Origin of the sequence: Kitasatospora sp. NPDC127116 (genome assembly GCF_042677365.1) — a bacterium.
Classification (GTDB): Bacteria; Actinomycetota; Actinomycetes; order Streptomycetales; family Streptomycetaceae; genus Kitasatospora; species Kitasatospora lactacystinica.
The window spans coordinates 1-19,257 of the sequence record NZ_JBHXTL010000090.1; the positions used below are offsets into that span (position 1 = coordinate 1).

General features: G+C 74.1%; 13 protein-coding genes. 4 read left to right on the forward strand and 9 right to left on the reverse strand.

Annotated features, from left to right (window positions below; translation table 11 throughout):
- Positions 1-45 precede the first annotated feature (45 nt).
- The 4 genes from ACFVHV_RS29790 to ACFVHV_RS29805 all read right to left on the reverse strand — a co-directional run bounded on the left by ACFVHV_RS29790 (position 46) and on the right by ACFVHV_RS29805 (position 5,666).
- Entirely contained in the window at positions 46-1,857 is a 1,812-nt protein-coding gene (locus tag ACFVHV_RS29790) for an amino acid transporter (RefSeq protein WP_359905574.1), read from the reverse strand.
- A gap of 481 nt (positions 1,858-2,338) precedes the next feature.
- On the reverse strand, positions 2,339-4,036 hold the full coding sequence (locus ACFVHV_RS29795; RefSeq protein ID WP_380355026.1) for a multicopper oxidase family protein: 1,698 nt from the start codon (positions 4,034-4,036) through the stop codon (positions 2,339-2,341).
- 148 nt (positions 4,037-4,184) lie between these two features.
- A complete protein-coding gene (locus ACFVHV_RS29800) occupies positions 4,185-4,643 on the reverse strand; it encodes a hypothetical protein (protein WP_380355029.1) in 459 nt (152 codons plus the stop codon).
- A gap of 114 nt (positions 4,644-4,757) precedes the next feature.
- The gene (locus ACFVHV_RS29805; protein WP_359905530.1) at positions 4,758-5,666 is read right to left on the reverse strand and encodes a LysR family transcriptional regulator; all 909 of its coding nucleotides are present in this window, start codon (positions 5,664-5,666) and stop codon (positions 4,758-4,760) included.
- Between the two features lie 144 nt (positions 5,667-5,810).
- Between ACFVHV_RS29805 and ACFVHV_RS29810 the strand changes: the two genes are divergently transcribed.
- From ACFVHV_RS29810 to ACFVHV_RS29825, 4 genes are all read left to right on the forward strand, one after another.
- Positions 5,811-6,911, forward strand: coding sequence for a YncE family protein (locus ACFVHV_RS29810; protein WP_380355031.1), 1,101 nt, complete (start codon positions 5,811-5,813; stop codon positions 6,909-6,911).
- Between the two features lie 162 nt (positions 6,912-7,073).
- Positions 7,074-8,033 carry an aldo/keto reductase gene (locus ACFVHV_RS29815; RefSeq protein ID WP_380355034.1) on the forward strand — a complete coding sequence of 320 codons (960 nt, stop codon included), beginning with the start codon at positions 7,074-7,076 and terminating at the stop codon, positions 8,031-8,033.
- 245 nt (positions 8,034-8,278) lie between these two features.
- Entirely contained in the window at positions 8,279-8,587 is a 309-nt protein-coding gene (locus tag ACFVHV_RS29820; RefSeq protein ID WP_359905522.1) for a hypothetical protein, read from the forward strand.
- Positions 8,588-8,688: 101 nt separating this feature from the next.
- Positions 8,689-9,627 (forward strand): aegerolysin family protein, encoded by a 939-nt coding sequence (locus tag ACFVHV_RS29825; protein ID WP_359905519.1) that lies wholly within the window; start codon positions 8,689-8,691, stop codon positions 9,625-9,627.
- A gap of 133 nt (positions 9,628-9,760) precedes the next feature.
- Here ACFVHV_RS29825 and ACFVHV_RS29830 read toward each other — a convergent pair whose 3' ends face one another.
- The 5 genes from ACFVHV_RS29830 to ACFVHV_RS29850 all read right to left on the reverse strand — a co-directional run bounded on the left by ACFVHV_RS29830 (position 9,761) and on the right by ACFVHV_RS29850 (position 19,215).
- Positions 9,761-12,448 (reverse strand): LuxR C-terminal-related transcriptional regulator, encoded by a 2,688-nt coding sequence (locus ACFVHV_RS29830; protein ID WP_380355039.1) that lies wholly within the window; start codon positions 12,446-12,448, stop codon positions 9,761-9,763.
- Positions 12,449-13,225: 777 nt separating this feature from the next.
- Positions 13,226-13,849 carry a CE1759 family FMN reductase gene (locus ACFVHV_RS29835; protein WP_380355042.1) on the reverse strand — a complete coding sequence of 208 codons (624 nt, stop codon included), beginning with the start codon at positions 13,847-13,849 and terminating at the stop codon, positions 13,226-13,228.
- A 17-nt stretch (positions 13,850-13,866) separates the two neighbouring features.
- Positions 13,867-14,949 carry an LLM class flavin-dependent oxidoreductase gene (locus ACFVHV_RS29840; RefSeq protein ID WP_380355045.1) on the reverse strand — a complete coding sequence of 361 codons (1,083 nt, stop codon included), beginning with the start codon at positions 14,947-14,949 and terminating at the stop codon, positions 13,867-13,869.
- Positions 14,950-15,126: 177 nt separating this feature from the next.
- Positions 15,127-15,990, reverse strand: coding sequence for a helix-turn-helix domain-containing protein (locus ACFVHV_RS29845; protein ID WP_380355048.1), 864 nt, complete (start codon positions 15,988-15,990; stop codon positions 15,127-15,129).
- A gap of 477 nt (positions 15,991-16,467) precedes the next feature.
- Positions 16,468-19,215: a helix-turn-helix transcriptional regulator gene (locus tag ACFVHV_RS29850; RefSeq protein WP_380355050.1), complete on the reverse strand. Its 2,748-nt coding sequence runs from the start codon at positions 19,213-19,215 to the stop codon at positions 16,468-16,470.
- Positions 19,216-19,257: the final 42 nt, after the last annotated feature.

The window sequence follows — 19,257 nt, forward strand, 5'->3', positions numbered from 1 at the left end:
GGCCGTCGGCGTATCGACCGGGCGGACGGGGCGGACGGGCCCCGGTCAGCCGACGTGCACGCGCGGGCGGCGCGAGCGGTCCGGCTCGGCCTCGCGCAGCACCTCGCGGGTGACCGGCGCGACCTCGCCCTGCCCGAACAGGAAGAACCGCAGGAACTGGGCGAAGGGGCTGCCCTCGGTCCACTCGAAGTAGAGGTGCGGCTGCTGCCCGGTGCGGTCCCGGATGTTCAGCGCCAGCGCGGCGAGCGCGTTCGGGATGCTGGAGCTCTCCAGGGTGAGCACCCGGTAGCGGCCGTGCAGCACCTCTCCGCGCACGGTGAGCTCGGCCTCGAAGTCGGAGGCGTCGCGGACGGTCACCTCGACGAAGACCAGGTCGTCCTCGCCGGGGATGTCGTTGTCGGCGCGGATCTGGCGGATCTTGTCGCGGTACTCGGCGACGTCGCGGTGGCTCGGCTCGTTGGCGATCAGTCGCAGCGGGCGGTGCGCGTAGTCCCTGATGAAACGTTCCGCCACATCGTCCATGACCACATTGGTGACACGCAGCTCGAAGGCGCGGCGCAGCCGGGAGAGCAGCGAGACCAGGATGATCCCGGCGATGAAGCAGGCACCGATCTTCAGACCGTCCGGCCGCTCCAGCACGTTCAGCACGGTGGTGTAGAGGAAGATCGCCGAGATGACCGCGAACGCGACGGTCCAGCCGCGCTCGCGCTTGCGGTAGGCGGCGATGGTCACCGCGATGGCGGCGGAGCTGATCAGCACCAGCACGCCGGTCGCGTACGCGCCGCCCTGGGCGTCCACGTTCGCGTCGAAGATCCAGGTGACCAGGAAGCCGATCAGGGTCAGCACGATCACCATCGGCCGCACCGCGCGCGCCCAGTGCGGGGCCATGCCGTAGCGCGGCAGGTAGCGGGGCAGCAGGTTGAGCATGCCCGCCATGGCGGAGGCGCCGGCGAACCAGAGGATCGCGATGGTGGAGAGGTCGTAGACGCTGCCGAAGGCGCCGCCCAGGTACTCGTGCGCCAGGAACGCCAGGGCACGGCCGTTGGCGTCGCCGCCGGGCTTGAACTGGTCGGCCGGGATGAGCAGCGTGGTGATGAAGCTGGTGGCGATCAGGAAGCAGCTCATGATCACGGCGGAGGTGGTCAGCAGCTTGCGGGTGCCGCGGATCCGGCCCGCCGGGTCGGCCTCGGTGTCGGTCGGGTCACCCTTGATGTGCGGCATCACGGCGACACCGGTCTCGAAGCCGGACAGGCCGAGCGCCAGCTTCGGGAAGGTCACCAGGGCCACGCCGACCATGACGATCGGGTTGCCGTGCTGGAGGGTCAGCGCGTGCGACCAGTCGGTGACCACGTGCGGCGCCTCGATGATCTTCCAGAGGCCGACGGCCACCACGACCACGTTCAGCACCAGGTAGGTCCCGACCAGGAACACCGCCAGGCCGATCGCCTCGCTGAAGCCCTTGAGGAAGACCGCGCCGAGCAGCGCCACCAGGACCAGCGTGATCACCACCTGCTTGCCGCCGAGGAAGCCGGTCAGGTGCGGGTTCTCCACCAGGTGCGCGCTCGCGTCGGCGGCGGACAGGGTGATGGTGATCAGGAAGTCCGTGGCCGCGAAGCCGAGCAGCGCGAGGACGAACAGCTTGCCCTTCCAGAACGACAGCAGCCGCTCCAGCATCGCGATCGAACCCTCGCCGTGCGGGCTCTCCTTGGCCACCCGCCGGTAGACCGGCAGCGCGCCCAGCAGGGTGACCACCACCAGCACGATGGTGGCGATCGGCGACAGCACGCCCGCGGCGAGGGCCGCGATGCCCGGCTGGTAGCCGAGCGTCGAGAAGTAGTCCAGGCCGGTCAGGCACATCACCCGCCACCAGCGCTGGCCGGCCTGCGCACCGTGCCCGGCGGAGTCCCCCGCCGCCGGGCCCTCGGGCGACGCCTCCGGGCCGCCCTCCGCCGCGGTCGGCTGCGCGGGCTTCTCCGCGGTCACGTCCTCCAGCAGCCAGCTGCGGAGGCGTATTCGCGCCGACGGCGCGTCCGTCTCCGCCGTCCCCGTCGTACCCGACGAAACCACCTTGCACCTCTTGTTTAAAGACCCCGTAAAACGCCGTCGGGCGACGGCCGTGCGAAACGCTATGCGACGGCCGTTAAGGATCCGTCATCGGGCCGCGTTAAGAAAACGTCATTACGGCGCAGGTCGGCGCGGGTGGCCGGGGTGGCACGGGGTGGCACGGCGCGACCGGACGGGTGCCGGGGAGGAAATGACCCCGAACCGTTCCGCCGGTTCGGGGTCATTTCGGGGGTCAAGTCCGGCGTCCCCTTCCTCGGGGGGGGGGAGCCCCGGGTCAGGCCCGGTAGCCGAGGACGGTCATCATGCCCGTCTCCGCGTGGTAGACGTTGTGGCAGTGCACCATCCACAGCCCCGGGTTGTCCGCGTCGAAGTCGACGGCCAGGGTCGCGCCCGGCAGCACGACCGCGGTGTCCTTGCGCGGACCGTCGCCGGGCAGCGCGAAGCTGTGGCCGTGCAGGTGGACGGGGTGCCACATGGTGGTGCTGTTGCGGAACTCCAGCCGCACCCGCTCGCCCGCCGCCACCGGGTGGCGCTGCGCCGGGTCGTACCTGCGGCCGTTGAACGCCCAGTCGGCCTTCGCCATCCCCCCGGTGAGCTCCAGCTTCACCGTGCGGTCCGGCGCCCTGGCGGGCAGCCGCACGCCCGGGGCCGCCCTGAGCTGCCCGGCGGTGACCAGCCGGCCGTCCAGCTCGGCCGGGCGGACGGCGGCCCCGGGGGCGGCACCGCCGCCGGTGCGCAGCACGGCCAGGGCGGTGGCGTTCTTGCCCTCGGCCAGCGCGGTCAGCGGGAAGACGCCGTCCCCGGCGGTGACCAGCACGTCGTAGCGCTCGCCCATGCCGAGCAGCAGCGCCTGGGTGGTGGCCGGTTCGACCGGGAAGCCGTCGGTGTGGGTGACGGTCAGCTCGTGGCCGCCGAGGGCGACCCGGTAGGCGGTGTCGCCGCCCGCGTTGATCAGCCGGATCCGGATCCGGTCGCCGGGTTTGGCGGCGAAGGTCTCGGGCGCGGTCGCGAGCCTTCCGTTGACCAGGTGGAACGGGTACGCGACATCGCCGGCGTCACCGCCCAGCAGCGGGCTCCGGGCGCCCATCAGCATCCGGCCGGGGGCCGCGCCGCTCGGGGCGCCTCCCGTCCCGGGTGTCCCGGGCGTCCCCGGCGTCCCCGGCATGTCGCGGCCCGACATCCCCGACATTCCCGGCATACCCGTCATGTCGTGTCCGGAGCCGCCCGAGTGGTCCATCCCTCCCATGCCCTTGGCGAGTTCGGCGAGGACGGCGTCCGGGCTGCTGCCGTCGACGCCGTCCACCCAGTCGTCCAGGACGACGACCCACTCCTTGTCGTAGGCCAGCGGCTCCCTGGGGTCCTCGACGATCAGCGGCGCGTACAGGCCGCGGTCCTGCTGGACGCCGGAGTGCGGGTGGACCCAGTACGTGCCCGGGTGGGAGAGCGCGAAGCGGTACTCGAACGAGCCGCCGGGCCTGATGTCGGCCTGGGTCACACCCGGCACGCCGTCCATGTCGTTGCGCAGCGCGAGGCCGTGCCAGTGCAGCGAGGTGGACTGCGGCAGGTGGTTGGCCAGGGTGACGGCGAGGGTGTCGCCGAGGGTGGCGCGCACCTCCTGGCCGGGCAGCCGGTCGCCGTACGCCCAGCTGCGGACGGTGCGGCCGCCGAGGTCGAGGGTGGCCTCGGTGGCGGTGAGCGCGATCCTGCGCTCCGGGCCGGGGTTGCGCGCGGCCTCGGCCGCGGCGACCTCGGGGCCGTTCGGGGCGAGGTAGCCGGCCGGGGTGGCGGACGGGCCGGCCGAGCCGCTCGGGCCGGTCGCTCCGGTCGCTCCGGTCGCTCCGGTGGTGGAGCCGTGGTTCATGGACGCGTGGTCCATGCCCTGCATGGAGTCGGAGGAGCAGGCGGCGAGCAGGCCGGTCCCGGCGGCGGCGAGCGCGGCGCCGAGGACGGTACGACGGGTGGGTGTGCGCATGGCGGAGTGCACCTCGTGCGGTGGGTGGGTGTGTACAGGGCGTCGCGTCGGCCGTTCCGTGCGCGGGCGCTGCGGGGCGCGAGCGGGCACATGGAGGTGCGCGCGGGCGCTCCCGAGCGGGCGCGGGCACGGGACGGCGGGCACGCGCCTACTGACGCAGCACCGAAAGCCGGGTGAGAAGGATCCGCCCGCCCCCGGGCGGGGGCAGCGCGCGGAGGGCCCGCAGCAGCCGGGCCCGTACCTCGGCGGCGGCATCGCCGCTGCGGCGCAGCAGCGGGCCGGTGAGGAGCAGCACCAGGGTCCAGCCGGCCAGGACGGCGAGGCAGACCGCCATCGGGTCCATGCCACCGGGGACGGCGGGGTCGAGGGTGCCGACGGCGGAGGCGGCGGCGTGGACGGGTTCGGCGGCCGGGCTGTGGTGGACGGCGCCCGACTGGTGCATCGCGGAGGCGTGCATCCCCGGGCCGTCGTGCCCGACGGACCCGCCGTGCCCGCCGCCCGGATGGCCGAGCGTGTGCATGGTCACGACGCCGAGCAGCAGCGCGGCGAGCAGCAGCAGGCGCAGGGCCCACGGCACCGGCGGACCGAACGGCCGCAACCGCGCCATCCTCCGCCTCCCGTCCCCGACGCCCGCCAGATGTACCCCCGCAGGGTATCCCGACCTTACGCCGTCGGCCGGGCCAGGCCGCGCCGGACCGGGCCGCGACGCCCGCCCTCCTGTTCACTCCGTGGCGTGCGGGCCCGCACCCAGCACCGCCGCCGCCACGTGCTCGCGGAACCAGCGGTGGCCCGGATCGGCCGCGTTGCGCGGGTGCCAGGCCATCCCCAGCTCCAGCGGGGCGAGTTCGAGCGGGATCGGGAAGGTGCGCAGGCCCAGTGCGGCGATGGTGTCCGGCAGCCAGTCCGCCGGGACGAGGGTGATCAGGTCGCTGTCCCGGGCCAGCAGCATCGCACCGGTGTGGCTCGGCACGACGACCGCCACCCTGCGCTTCAGCCCGAGCGCGGCCAGCGCGGTGTCGATCGGGCCGAGGCGCTTGCCGCGCCGGGAGACGCCGATGTGGTCGGCGGCGGCGAAGCGACGGGCGGTGATCCGGCGGCCGTCGAACAGCGGGTGGCCGCCGCGGGCGAGACCGACCAGCGGGACGCTCATCAGCCGACGGGTGCGGACCTCGGGGTCCAGGTGGCCGAGCACGCCGAGCTCGACGTCCACCAGGCCCTGCCGCAGCGCCGGGCCGCCCTCCAGGGTCTCCGGCAGGAACACCACGTCCACCCGCGGCGCCTCGGCCCGCATCCGCTCGGCGAGCGCGCCGGCCGTCCGCACCAGCATCAGCTCACCGGCCTGCACCGTGAAGGTGCGGTCGAGGTGCACGGGGTCGAACCCGGCGCCGGGGCGCAGCACGCTGTCGCAGCCGCGCAGCAACGCGCCCACCTCCTCCCGCAGTTCGAGCGCCCGCGGGGTCGGGACGAGTCCCTGCCCGGCGCGCACCAGCAGCGGGTCCTCGACGGCGCGGCGCAGCCGGGCCAGCATCCGGCTGACCGCCGCCGGCGAGGTGCCGAGCCGCTCGGCCGCACGGGTCACGCTGTTCTCCTGGAGCAGGGCGTCCAGGGCCCGCAGCAGGTTGAGGTCCATCGATCACACGCTCCTGAGCTGTGTCTTTGCGTTTCGCGCAACTATCCGATGCCGATCCTTGCATTGTTCCCACCGGCACCGGGCCCCGAAGGTGGAGGTGACAGGTGATCACCTGTCACTCCTCGACCGCCCCTCGGAGCCCTCGTGTCCCAGCCCTCCCGTGCCGCCCACGCCTCCCGCGCCTCCCGCGCCTCCCGTGCCGCCCACGCCTCCCGCGCCGCCCGCGCCGGCGACGTCCTCGCCGTCGTCAGCCAGAGCGGCCCGACCGTCTCGTTCTTCGACGCCGCCACCGACCGGCACCTCGACACCCTCCAAGTCCTCGCCGAGCCGCACGAGTTGTGCTTCGACCCGACCCAGCGGCTGCTCTGGTGCAGCAGCGCTTACCACTCGGGCTACTACCACGCCAACAGCGGCCGCCGCACCGAGCTGACCGTCATCGACGCCGACACCCGCCGGATCGTCGAGGTGATCGACCTCGCCCCCGAGCACGGCCCGCACGGGCTGGCACTGGACACCGCCCGGGGCCGCCTCTACGTCAGCGTGGAGGGCGGCGAGGACCGCCCCGGCGGCGTCGTGGTCATCGACACCGCGACCCGGCGCCCGCTCGGCCGGATCGACACCGACGCCCCCGGCCCGCACTGGTTCGCCGTCTCCCCGGACGGCCGGACCGGCTTCGCCACCAACAAGGAGGCGCCCTTCGTCTCGGTGGTGGACCTCGAACGGGGCACGCTGACCGCCAAGGTGGAGGTTCCCGGCAGCGAGGGCCTGGCCGTCTCCCCCGACGGCACCCGGGTCTACGCCGCCGGCCCGTACTTCTCAACCTCCGCCGCCCCCGCCGCGGCGCCGGGCATCCGCGTCATCGACGTCCCGACCGCGACCGTCACGGACGTCCTCCCGACGGACTTCCCGGCCCTGCCGGTCCACCTCACCTCGACCGGCCTGCTCCTGGCCGGCGAAGTCCGGTCGGCCCCCGCCCCCGGCTCCGCCCTGGGGCGCCAACTCCCGGGCCGCCTCACCGTGTTCGCCGCCGACGACCACCGCCGCCTCGGCTCCGTCGAGGTGGGCCTCTTCCCCCTCACCATCACCTCCTCCCCGGACGGCGGCCTCGCCTACGTCGCCGGCGTCGTCTCCTCCACCGTCGACGTCATCGACCTGGCCACTCTCACCCCCGTCTCCCGCCTGACCGTCCCCAAGCTCGCCGACCCGGGCGCCCACGGCCTGGCCTACCTCCCCCGCGCCGAGTGAGCCTCCGAGCGGCCGGGAGGTGACCGCCGGGATGCGGCCGCCGGGCAGCCGCCGTCCGGTCGAGGTGGACCGGCGGCCGCCCGGCGGCTGCGCCGCGTCATGATTCCGGTGACCGGTTCACCACCGGCGACCCCTTGGACGACACCCCTGGAGGGAAGACCGATGCGCTTTCGCAGCCTCGGACCTGACGGACGGTCCGCCAGTGCGCTCTGTCTCGGCACGATGACCTTCGGCACGACCATCGACGAACGGACCGCGACGGCGATCCTCGACCGGTTCACCGAAGCCGGCGGAACGTTCATCGACACCTCGAACAACTACGCCTTCTGGGCGACCGGCGCGAACGGCTACGAGAGCGAGGAACTTCTCGGCCGCTGGCTGGCCCGGCGCGGCAACCGCGACGACCTGGTGCTCGCCACCAAGGCCGGCGCCCGCCCGGTGCCCGGGCTGCCCTTCCCCGAACACGTCGAGGGCCTGTCCGCCCGCGCGCTGCGCGAGGCCGCGGAGGGCAGCCTGCGCCGCCTCGGCACCGACCGGCTGGACCTGTACTACGCGCACGTGACCGACCCGGCGACGCCGCTCGAAGAGACCATGGGCGCCTTCGCCGGGCTGGTCGCCGACGGCAAGGTCGCCGCCCTGGGCTGCAGCAACCACCGCGCCGCCGACCTGGCCGCCGCCAACGACCTCGCCGCCGAACGGGGTTGGCCCGGCTACCGGTGCGTCCAGCAGCGCCACAGCTATCTGCGGCCGCGGCCCGGCGCGGGCTTCGGCATCCAGCGGCACGCCGACGAGGCCCTGCTCTCCCACCTCGCGGCCCGGCCGGCGCTGACGCTGCTCGCCTACTCCCCGCTGCTCGGCGGCTCGTACTGCCGCCCCGACCGGCCACTGCCCGAGCAGTACGGGTGGCCGGCCGCGCGGGCGCAGCTGGCCGCGCTGGCGGAGGTGGCCGAGGAGACCGGCGCCACCGTCAACCAGGTGGTGCTCGCCTGGCTGATCGGCCACCCCGTGCCGACCGTGCCGGTGCTCGGCGTCGGCTCCGTCGCCCAACTGGACGAGAGCCTGGCCGCGTTGGACCTCGTCCTCGACGAGGAGCAGCGCCGGCGGCTGGACACCGCGGCCTGACCCTCCGCCCCGCCGTCGGGGCCTGTCGTGCGGGACAGGCCCCGGCCCGCGCCGACCGACCCGCGCCCCGTCCGCACCCGTGGGCGTGGCGCGCTCCGTGCCAAGTTCGCGGTTTTCCACGATGCCCGAGCGTGGCGGTCGCGTGCCAGTCTGTGACCACCACCGCACCCCACGGCCGGGCCGGGGCGGGACCGATCCGCCACGGGTGACCGGCCGTTCACGTGGAACACCAGGAGGGACTTGTCATGAACAGGCGAATTCGCGCGGCTTCGCTCTGCGCCGCTCTCGCCGCCGCGGTTCTCGTCGGCGGCACCGCCCAGGCCTACGCCGCCGCGGCCTCCCCCGCCCCGGCGCACGCCGCCGCGACGCCCGCCGTCCAGGAAGGCGCCTCGACGCAGGCGATCGAGATCTGGCGCTACGCCGGCCGGTACGACTCCTTCGTCGCGGCGCAGGCGGCCTACTGGGTGCTCTACGGCCTCGGAAGCGCCATCAAGGACAAGATCGAGCAGGTCGTGGTCGACGGCGCGTACCGGTGGGACCTCTACATCCAGTGAGTCCCCCGGCGCCGGCATCGAGCCGTGACGCCCTCCGGATGGAAACAAGGCGAGCGTGAGACACGTCCGCTCGCCCGGCCTCGAAGAGAGTTGGTAGACCCATGCAGCGTACGACGTCCATCACCGGTCTGGGCCGCACGGCCGCCGGCGCCCTCACCGCCCTGCTGATGGCGGCCGGAGCGGTCGCCCTCGCCCCGTCCGCCCAGGCCGCGGCCGGACAGACCGGGCCGCAGGCGTCCGCGGCGCAGCGCCCGGCCGCCGAGAGCGAGTCGGCGAGCGTGCCGCGGATCACCGCGGACCGTTCAACGAAGGTCACCCTCTCCAACAACAGCGGGTCCGGCCTGACCAAGACGTGGGAGAAGCTCGACCACGGCTGCTGGACGAACGACATGCTGCCGTCCGACTACGTCCCCAACACCAAGTCGGCCAGCTGGCAGAGCGAGTCCTGCGGCTTCGCGACCGGGACCGAGGGGAACATCACCTACACGCTCGCCGACGGCGGCGAGGTCAAGCTGCACTGGAACAACCCCTACTGGGGCAGCAACGACTACAGCTGCTCCGTCCCGTACGGGTACACCTGCTCCCGGAGCGGCGGCAGCGGGGACAACACCTCGGTGACGTTCAGCATCGGGCGCGCGTCCCTGGCCGCCGCGTCCCCGGCCGCCGCGGAGTCGCCCAGCCTCCTCTCCGCCGCCCGGAGCACGTCCGTCAACCTGACCAACAACTCCGGCAAGCTGCTCACCCGCTCCGGCGCGAGCCTGCAGTGGGGGATCTGGTCGGACGGCGGGATGCCCCCGTCCATGGTCCAGTCCGGCATCACCGCGAAGTGGGCGAGCGAGTCGGACGGCTTCATGACCGGCACGGAGGGCGACGTCACCTTCGACGTGCTCGGGGAGCAGAACAAGGTGAAGGTGCACTGGAACAACCCCTACACCGGCAGCAACAGCTACAGCTGCGAGGCCCCGGCCGGGTACAAGTGCACCTGGCAGGGGGGCGGCGGTGACAACGCCGCGGTCTCCTTCACCCTCTCGAAGTCCTGATCGCGCCGCATGAACCGGCGCCGCCCCCGTCCGGGCCGGGTGCATCCGCACCCCGGGCGGGGGCGGCGCGCTCCCCGGCCCGCCGCGGGTCCGGCCCCGCCCCGCCCCGGACCCGCCCCCGGTCGCTCGGTCGCTACCGCTCCAACACTGCCACCAGCTGGGTGCGCCGGGCGATCCGCAGCTTCCGGTAGGCGTTGGTGAGGTGCGTCTCCACGGTGCGGCGGGTGAGGCAGAGCGCGGAGGAGATCTGGGCGTTGGTGTGCCCCGCCGCCGCCAGTTCGGCCACGCGCCGTTCGGCGGGGGTCAGGGCGTGTCCGCCGTCCCTGTTCCGCACCCCGCCCTCGCGCAACGCCTCCTGCGTCAGGCCGAGGAGACGGCCGACGGCGGCCGGCCCCCCGGCCTCCGGAACGGGTGCGGCCAGCCGCCGGGCCACGGCGTGTGCCTCGCGCAGCGTGTCGCGCCCCTTGCGGCCGTTGCCCGCTTCGAGGTGGGCCCGGCCGAGATCGACCAGCACCTCCACGAGTTCCACGGGAGCGGAACCCGGCCTGAGCAGTTCGGCGCCCTCGGTCAGCGAACACAGGGCCAGCCTGCCGCCCACGGTCGCGGCGTACGCCCGCAGCGCCCGGCCGACGGTGCGCGCGGTGCCCCAGGTCCGGGCGTGGCGCAGCTCCTCCTCGGCGAGTTCGCGCGCCTCCTCCCGCCGCCCGAGCCGCACCAGGGCGAGCGCCGCCCCGGAACGCCACGGCGTGGCGACCGGACTGACGAAGTCACGGGCGCTCTGGCCGGCTCCGCAGCGCAGGTAGTCGTCGAGGGCGGCCTGCCAGTCGCCGTCCGCCGCGTGCAGCAGGGCCCGGGTGTAGCCGAGTTCGTTCCACTCCCAGGACTTGTCGCTGCCGGACTGGCCGGCGAGGGCCACGGCGTCCCACGCCCCGGCGCGCCGGCCCGTCTCGCACAGGGCCGTCGCCACCATGGCCGCCAGATGCGGCAGTCGCACCCCCTGTCCTGCGGTCGCCGCCACCAGGGCGGCGTTCTCCGCGATGACGCGGTCGAACTCCCCCGCCCAGAGCGCCGCCTCGGCCCGGACGCTGAGCAGACACTGCAGACCCACGTCCGTCAGGTCCGGGGGGACGGGCGGGACGGGCAGGCACAGGCCGGTCAGCTCACGCGCCTCCTCCAGGCGGTCCGCCCACTGCAGCAGGGTGGCCGCGCTGCCGAGCCAGGCGGTCCGCAGCCGCGGGTCCACCGGCACCGCCAGGCGCGGCCGGACCCGGGCGAGCACCTCGGCCGCCGAGCGGAGGCCGGCCCCGGCTTCGTACTCGGTGATCAGTCCGCACACCAGCGGCTCGATGGCCGGGGGTACTGTCGGCGCCAGCGCGCGCAGGCCCGCGACGGCGCCGCGCCAGGCGTCGCCGTCGTGGGAGGAGACGAGCGCGCCGAGGGCCTGCAGCACCTGGACGAGCTCGTCGTCGTCGGCGGCACGGCTCACCTGGTGAAGGACCCGCAGCGCGGTGTCGGGATCCCGGCCCGCGACGAGGGCGGCACTCAGGGCGGTCGCCGCGGTCGCCCGTTCCCGCAGATCGGTGTGCAGTTCCAGCCCGGTGTGGAGCCTGCGGATGCCGGCGGTCGCGTTGTTCGGAAGCTCCAGGGCGCCGAGGCGCAGGCAGAGGGCGGCACGCCGGTCCGGATCGAGCGGGCCGCTCAGCGCGTGGCGCAGATACGCGGCGGACTCCGCGACCTGGCCGGCGCGCATCGCCTCCTCGGCGGCGTCGGCCAGCGAACGGGCCATCCACACCTCGCTCGGCCGGTCCACCCGCAGGAGCCGGGAGGCCACGGCCGTCGCCGGCGCACCGCTCTCGTCGAGCAGTTCCGCCATGCGCGTGTGCAGCTCGGCGACCTCCTCCGGTTCGGCGGCGGCGAGCACGGCCTCCCTCGCGAGGGGATGGCTCAGCAACCTGCTCAGGCGGCGCACCGACCGCTCGCCCGGGGGACGCCGGGGCGTGCAGAGGCCGGAGAGCCGGCGGAGGAGGCCGGGACCGGCCGGCATCCCCTCCTCGACCGCGACGACGAGGGCGAGGCAGGCGTGGCGCAGGCAGGGGTCCGCCCTCCGCAGCCAGTCGGCGATCGTGTCGCGGTAGCGGCTGTGCGACCGGGCGGACGACTGGCGAGGGAGCGGCCCGTCACCGAGGTCGGCGATCAGCGCCCGCACCAGGGCCGGGTTGCCGGCACCCGCCTCGACGCAGGTCGCGGCGGCCTTCTGGTCGAGGCCCGCGGCTCGGGCGATGCGGATGACCGCCGACACGCTGAGCGGGTGCAGGGCGACGGACGCCCCCGTGGCGGGCGGGAAGGCGGCCGGACCGGACCGGTCGGCGCACTCGGTGGCCACCAGCAGCACGGGGATGTCGGCGATGCGGCGGGCGAGGTAGCCGATCCAGCGGCGGGACGGCTCGTCGGCGTGGTGGAGGTCGTCCACCGCGAGCAGCGCCGGCCGCTCGGCGGCCGACCGGGCCAGGCGCGTCACCAGCCGGTGGAACAGCCGCTGTTCGTCCGGTCCGCCCGGTGCCGAGAAGGGAACGGCCTCGTCGTCCGCGAAGAGCTGCCGGACCAGCCCGAACGGGAACGCCGTCTCCTCCGGTACGCCGCGCGCCCGTCCGACGCGCATGGCGTCGCCGCCGGCCTGCTGCCGGACGATCGCCTCCAACGCGGCGGTCCGCCCCCGGCCGGCCACCGGCGCCGAGAGCAGGACCGAGCGCCCGCTGCCCGTCCGTACGGCCGCCGCTGCTGTCGCAGCCATGCCAAGAACCTCGTCGCGCTCCAGGAGCATCCGATCCCGTCCCTTCGTCCTGTCCACCCTCGGCGCCGGCCCGGGCCCGCCTCCCCCGCCCGGACGTCGCCGCCCGCGGCCACCGGATCCGCATTTCCGCGGTAATACCGTGGCGTTTCCCTTCCCGGTCCGATCCTCACCCAGTAGCGACACGAACCGACTCACCGCGCGGAAAACGGCGCGATCACGATTGTGGCAGAGCTTGATCCAGCCGCTTTTATCACGTTTCACGCACGAACTTTCCGCCCGCGACAACGGAGCACACCGACCCCGAACCCGTCCGGCCGCATCCGGGACCGGCCCCGCGCAGGCAGCGGCCGAGGCGGCGGACCGCCACCCGCTCCCGCCTGCCACCGCGCGCCCACCGGTTCGCGCCGATCCGGATCGATTCCCCCGGCCCGCCTTTCGCCCGCCGGACCGGCAGAGCCGGGGGAACCGGGAGTTCACCGGTTCGCCCACGACGAGTCCCCCGTCATCGGCACTCCGCCACCGGGCAGCACCACAAAGGGAAAAGCGATATCCGACAGTCCGTCGCGACGCACCCGGACAATCCTCACGGAGAGTTGACGCCACCCGGCCCCCTACCCGGGACTGCGCCCCGGACCGGCCCGGCCGGGTGGAGCGCACCGGGCGCCGACGCTCCCGCCGTCGCGAGGGTGACGGCGGGAGTCGGACGACGACGGGCACGAGAACGCGACAACGCGGGCGCGACGCGACGACGCCCCGGACGCAAGGCCGCGCCGACTCGCAGGCGCGGGGGGAACGGCGTCCGTCGGGTCAGTGGAAGCCGAGCGCGGAGGGCGTCACCGCCGGCCGGTCGGCGGGCCGCGGATTCGCCAGAGCCGCGAGGGTCAGCGCAGCGAGCTCTCCCCCGGCCCGTTCGATCCGCGCCGGCAGGCTGTCGGTGCGCGCGTCACCCGCCCCGCCCCAGTCCTCGGAGGCCGCGAAGACGGCCGTCGGGGCCACCAAGGCGCGCTGGTAGGCGAAGAGCGGGCGCAGCGCGTGCTCCAGGGCCAGCGAGTGGCGCGCGGTGCCGCCGGTCGCGCCGATCAGCACCGGCTTGCCCGCCAGGGCTCCGGGGTCGAGCAGGTCGAAGAACGACTTGAACAGGCCGCTGTAGGACGCGGAGAAGATCGGGGACACGGCGATCAGCGCGTGGGCCGTGCCCACCTCCTCCAGGACGTCGCCGAGTGCCTGCGAGGGGAAGCCGGAGAGCAGGTGGTGCGCGATGGGGGTGGCCAGCGGGCGCAACTCGTGCAGGCGCACCCGGACTTCACGGCCGGTGTCGGCCAGGTGGGCGGAGGTGGCCTCGGCGAGGCGGTCCGCCAGCAGGCGGGTGGAGGAGGGCAGGCTGAGCCCGCCCGAGATCACGGCGAGGGTGATCGGCGAGTTCGGTTCCATGGGGGACTCCATCCTGGTCAGGAGGCGGCGGGGACGGTGTCCCGGAGCGTGGCGTGGGTGGGGGCGTCGGGGACGGTCGCGGGCCGGCCCTTGGCGAACTCCTCGCGCAGCACGGGCACGACCTCCTCGCCGAGGATGTCGAGCTGCTCCAGCACCGTCTTCAGCGGCAGGCCGGCGTGGTCCATCAGGAACAGCTGGCGCTGGTAGTCGCCGACGGCCTCGCGGAAGCCGAGGGTGCGCTCGATGACCTCCTGGGGGCTGCCCACGGTCAGCGGGGTCTGCTCGGTGAACTCCTCCAGCGAGGGCCCGTGCCCGTACACCGGCGCGTTGTCGAAGTACGGACGGAACTCGCGCACCGCGTCCTGGGAGTTCTTCCGCATGAACACCTGCCCGCCGAGGCCGACGATGGCCTGCTCGGGCGTGCCGTGGCCGTGGTGCGCGTAGCGCTCGCGGTAGAGCTCGATCATCCGCCGGGTGTGCTCCTGCGGCCAGAAGATGTTGTTGTGGAAGAAGCCGTCGCCGTAGTAGGCGGCCTGCTCGGCGATCTCGGGGCTGCGGATCGAGCCGTGCCAGACGAACGGCGGCACGCCGTCCAGCGGGCGCGGCGTGGCGGTGAAGCCCTGCAGCGGGGTGCGGAAGCGGCCTTCCCAGTCGACCACGTCCTCGCGCCAGAGCCGGTGCAGCAGCGCGTAGTTCTCGACCGCGAGCGGGATGCCCTGGCGGATGTCCTGGCCGAACCACGGGTAGACCGGACCGGTGTTCCCGCGCCCGAGCATCAGGTCGACGCGGCCGTCCGCGACGTGCTGCAGCATCGCGTAGTCCTCGGCGATCTTCACCGGGTCGTTGGTGGTGATCAGCGTGGTCGCGGTGGACAGGACGATCCGCTCGGTCTTCGCGGCGATCCAGCCGAGCATGGTCGTCGGCGAGGACGGGACGAACGGCGGGTTGTGGTGCTCGCCCATGGCGAAGACGTCCAGGCCGACCTCCTCGGCCTTGAGCGCGATCGCCAGCATCGCCTTGATCCGCTCGCGCTCGCTCGGCGCCCGTCCCGTGGTCGGATCGACCGTCACGTCGCCGACGCTGAATATCCCGAACTGCATGGGCTGTTGCCTTTCCACTGACTGATCGCGGCCCGACGGGGCCACCCGGCGAAACCTAGGCAACCGGCGGTGCGCGAAGGACTTCCGCAGCGCATGACCAGTGGCCCTGCAGCGCACTGAAGCGGCCGGCAGGCCCGGTTCGGACGGCCGCGCTCCCCCGACCGCGGCCGTCCGCGATCAGGACGCGGGGTGGCTGCCCTCGGTCCGGGCGGCGTAGGCCTGCCACTCACGGGGCGAGATTCCGAAGGCGTCGCGGAACGCCCGGCTGAAATGGGAGTGGCTGACGAAGCCCCAGCGGTGCGCGACGGCGGCCACACTGGCCTGCCGACGGGACGGGCGCCCCAGTTCCCGACGGCAGGCGTCCAGCCGACGCCGTCGCACCCACTGGCCCACGGTCATTCCGTCCTGCTGGAAGAGCTTGTGGAGGTAGCGCACCGAGATGTGCTGCGAGCGGGCGATCGATCCGGGCGAGAGGTTCGGGTCGGCGAGGTTCTGCTCGATGTGGACGCGGATCCGGGACAGCAGCTCGGCCGCGCCGTTGGGGTGCTCCGGGTCCTTCCGGTCGAGCAGCTCGGCCACCAGGACGGCGACGATGTCGGAGGCGCTGAGCGCGAGGAGGTGGTCCGGCCGGGCCCGGTGGTCCCGCGCCTGGGTGGCCAGGGCGTGGAGGAACTGGAACGCGAGCGAACCGATCCCCTTGTTCCCGCGCGCCACCAGCCCACCCGCGCGCCGGACATCGCCCTGCCGGACGTCCAGGTAGAAGCAGGGGACACGGAAGCGGACCATCCGGCACTCGGAGTCCTGCAACAGGCCCGCCGGGTACGGGGTGGCGCTGATCAGCAGGTCCCCCGGCGCCAGCACGCTGCTGACACCGCCGCGTCGGACGGAGGCCGCACCGTGGACGTGCAGGGCGACGTAGAGACAGTCCTCGGGATCGGTTCCGGGCGGCGGGGAGAGGATGTCGATGCAGCCGTTGCCCCCGCCGCGGGCGGCCTGGTCGAGCAGGTGGGTTTCGGCTTCGGGCGCGGGGGTTTCGAGCATGGGCGAGGGACCCGACTGGTTCACGGGGGACTCCGACCGGTTGGAGGTGGTGCTGTGCGGATGCCGGCGGGGGCGGCTCGCCGGACGGCGGGGCGGCGGGGCCGGCAACGGGGCGCTCAGGGGAGGACGTTCTTCTGGCGCCATTCATACAAGGAGCGGAACGGCTGGACAAACGTTCAACAAACCGAGGTTCCGGCGGCTCCGCCCGACCCGGACGGTGCTCGTCCCGAGTGGCGCCCACTCCTCGGAGAAGGCCTTGACGACACCTCGGGTTGAAGACCGAATAGCCTGCAGGACACAGGAGTTAGGCCACGTGAACCGGAGCGGCGGCGGTCGGTGGAACCGCCTGACCGCGCCCCTCGCCGAGACCGGGCACGGCCACGACGAACGCCCTTCCCGGCCGGCCCGGCGGCCGCAAGGTGCACAGGTTGTCACGTCGCCGTGCACCACCGGAACATCCCCGCGAACGGGTCGCGCTCAGTCCGCGCCCAGCTTCTCGCTCAGCTGGCTGCGGGAGGTGATCCCGAGCTTCGGGAAGGTCCGGTACAGGTGCGTGCCGATCGTCCGGGGCGACAGGTGCAGCTGCCGGCCTATCTCCTTGTTGGAGAGCCCTTGCGCCGCCAGCCGGGCGATCTGGACCTCCTGGGGCGTGAGCAGGTCCCGGTCGGGGCGGCCTTGGCTCCTGCTGCCCTCGCCCGCCGAGCGGAGCTCCTGGGCCGCCCGCTCGCGCCAGGGCTCCACACCCATGGCCGCGAAGGACTCCCGGGCGATCCGCAGCGGGGTGCGGGCCTCCATCACCCGGCGGCGCCGCCGGAGCCAGGTGCCGTGGGCGAGCATCAGCCGGGCGCGGACGAAGGGGGTCCGGGACATGTCCAGGTCGAACGCCGCCCGGAAGTGCTCCTCGGCGTGCTCGTCGTCGGCGAGCAGCGCCCGGGCGAATCCCAGGCTCACCCGGATCATCTGGACCTCGCTCGTCCCGGCGGACGTGAGGAGCTGTCGCAGGGCGGCCTTCGCCATGGCGCGCTGCTCGTCGCTGGTGGCGGCCTCGGCCAACTCGGTGATGGCCATGGTCTGCATGAACGGGTGGTAGGAGGGATCGGCCGGGTCGAAGACCCGCCAGACGCAGGAGAACGCCTCGGTGAAATTGCCTGCGGCGAGGCCGATGAGGCCGCGGGTGATCTGGATGTACGCGAGCTTGGAGGGGTCGACCACGGTCAGCCCCTGGCCCTCCGCCTCGCCGATCGCGACCAGCGCGGTGTCCAGGTCCCCGCGCAGCGCGGCGAACTGGGCCTTCGCCACCCGCGCACCGGTCAGCCACCGTGGCTGTGCGGTCTCCTCGGCCAGCCGGGCGGCCTCGGCCGCCGCCGGGAGTCCGGTCTCCCAGTCGACGGTGTGCACGGTGGCGAGGGCGAGGAGCACCAGTGTCTTGGTCAGCGGGCCCCGGCGCCCCTGGCGACGCAGTCCGTTCGCCGCGTGGCGGGCGAATCCGGTGACCTGGTCGAACCCGTTCACCATGATGGCCGCGTTGGCCAGCGTGGCGGCGGTCACGACGTCGTACCCGCCCTCACGCTCGAGGCGCCGCAGCCGGTCGATCACCGTCGCCGACGCCTCCAGCGGGGCGGCCCCCGCCAGCGTGCACACCAGGTCCGGGTGGAGTTCCGGGACGGGTAGCCGCTCGGCGGCCGTCACGACGCGCTCCCGCAGCTCTCGCCCCGGGTCCGCCCACCAGCACCGCCACGCGGCCACGCGCAGCAGCCGCAGCGCGAGTTCGGGATCGCCGGCCTCGGCGGCCTGCTCGGCCGTGGCGATCAGCAGGTGGATCCGGGACGTGCTCGTGTCGGACTCCGACTCCAGCCATTCGCGCAGCAGGACCACGCGGGCCCGTTCCAGCACGTCCGGGCCCAGCGATTCGGCCTGCTGGAGCAGCTCCGAGACGCGGTCCGCCTGCCCGAGTTCGAAGCGCAGCTCCGCGGCGCCGAGGAGGCGGGCCACACTGCCCGACGGCACCTCGCTCAGCGCGGTGGCGCGTTCCAGCGCGGTCAGGGCGGCCGCGGCGGCGCCGCGCTCCTTCGCGCTGAACGCGGCCCGGTCCAGTTGCCGCGCCACCGCTTCGTCGGGACGGCCGCCGGCCGCGGCCCGGTGCCACGCCTGCCGGTCGGGCTGTCCCTGGAGGGTGCGGGCGAGCGCGTCGTGGGCGGTGAGACGGTCCGCGAGCGGGGCCGAGCCCAGGACGGCGGAGCGCACCAGCGGGTGGGTGAAGTCGATCCGGAACCCGTCGACGCGCACCAGACCCGCGGCCATGGCGGGTTCCAGGGACCGTACGGAGATCTCGGTGCCCGTCAGCGCCGAGGCCGCGGCGAGCACCTCGGTCAGCGCGCCGTCGTCGGCGGTGGCCGCGACCAGCAGCGCGTGCCGCGTGTCGGGCGGAAGGTCGGCCAGCGAAACGGAGAAGGCGCGCTCCAACCGGGTGGTGAGCGCAAGCTCCGGCAGCACCCTGGAGTCCGCGGGTGCCCCGTCCACCCCCAGGGTGAGCGGGAGCTCGGTCAGGGCGAGGGGGTTGCCGACCGACAGCTCCGCCACCCGGCGGCGCGTCCCCGGGGCGAGAGCGGGGTGGCGGGCGTCCAGCAGGGCGTCGGCCGCGACCGGCGCCAGGGGCGCGAGGCGCAGTTCGCGGATGCCGGGGGTGCCCCGCCACACCGTGCGGTCCTCGCGGACGGCGACGAGCAGGCCGACGGGTTCGGCGCCGACGCGGCGTGCGACGAACGCGAGGACGTCCAGGGTCGGCCCGTCCAGCCACTGGGCGTCGTCCACGACCAGCAGAACGGGGGCTTCGGCGGCCGCCGCGCCGAGCAGGCCGAGGGTGGCCAGGGACAGCACGAAGAGCTGGGGCCCGGAGGCACCGGGGGTCGGCTCCGCCATGCCGAAGGCCCCCAGCAGCGCCCGCGCCTGGGGGGTGGGCAGGCGCGCGACGAGGTCCGTCACGGTGTGGGTCAGCTGGTGCAGCCCCGCGAACGGCAGGTCGCTCTCGGCCCGGACACCCGAGGCCCTGAGGACGGTGAATCCGCAGGCGCGCGCCCGGGCGGCGGCGTGGTCCAGGAGGGCGGACCTGCCGATCCCGGGGGCGCCGTGGATCAGCAGCGCGTCGCCGCGCTCGGGCAGGGCGTCGACCAGTGCGTCGACGGCCGCCAGCTCCTCGTCCCGGCCGAACAGTGTGGTGCCTGACATCCGATCTTCCTCTGTGCCTGAGCCAGTGCTCTGACCTGGACC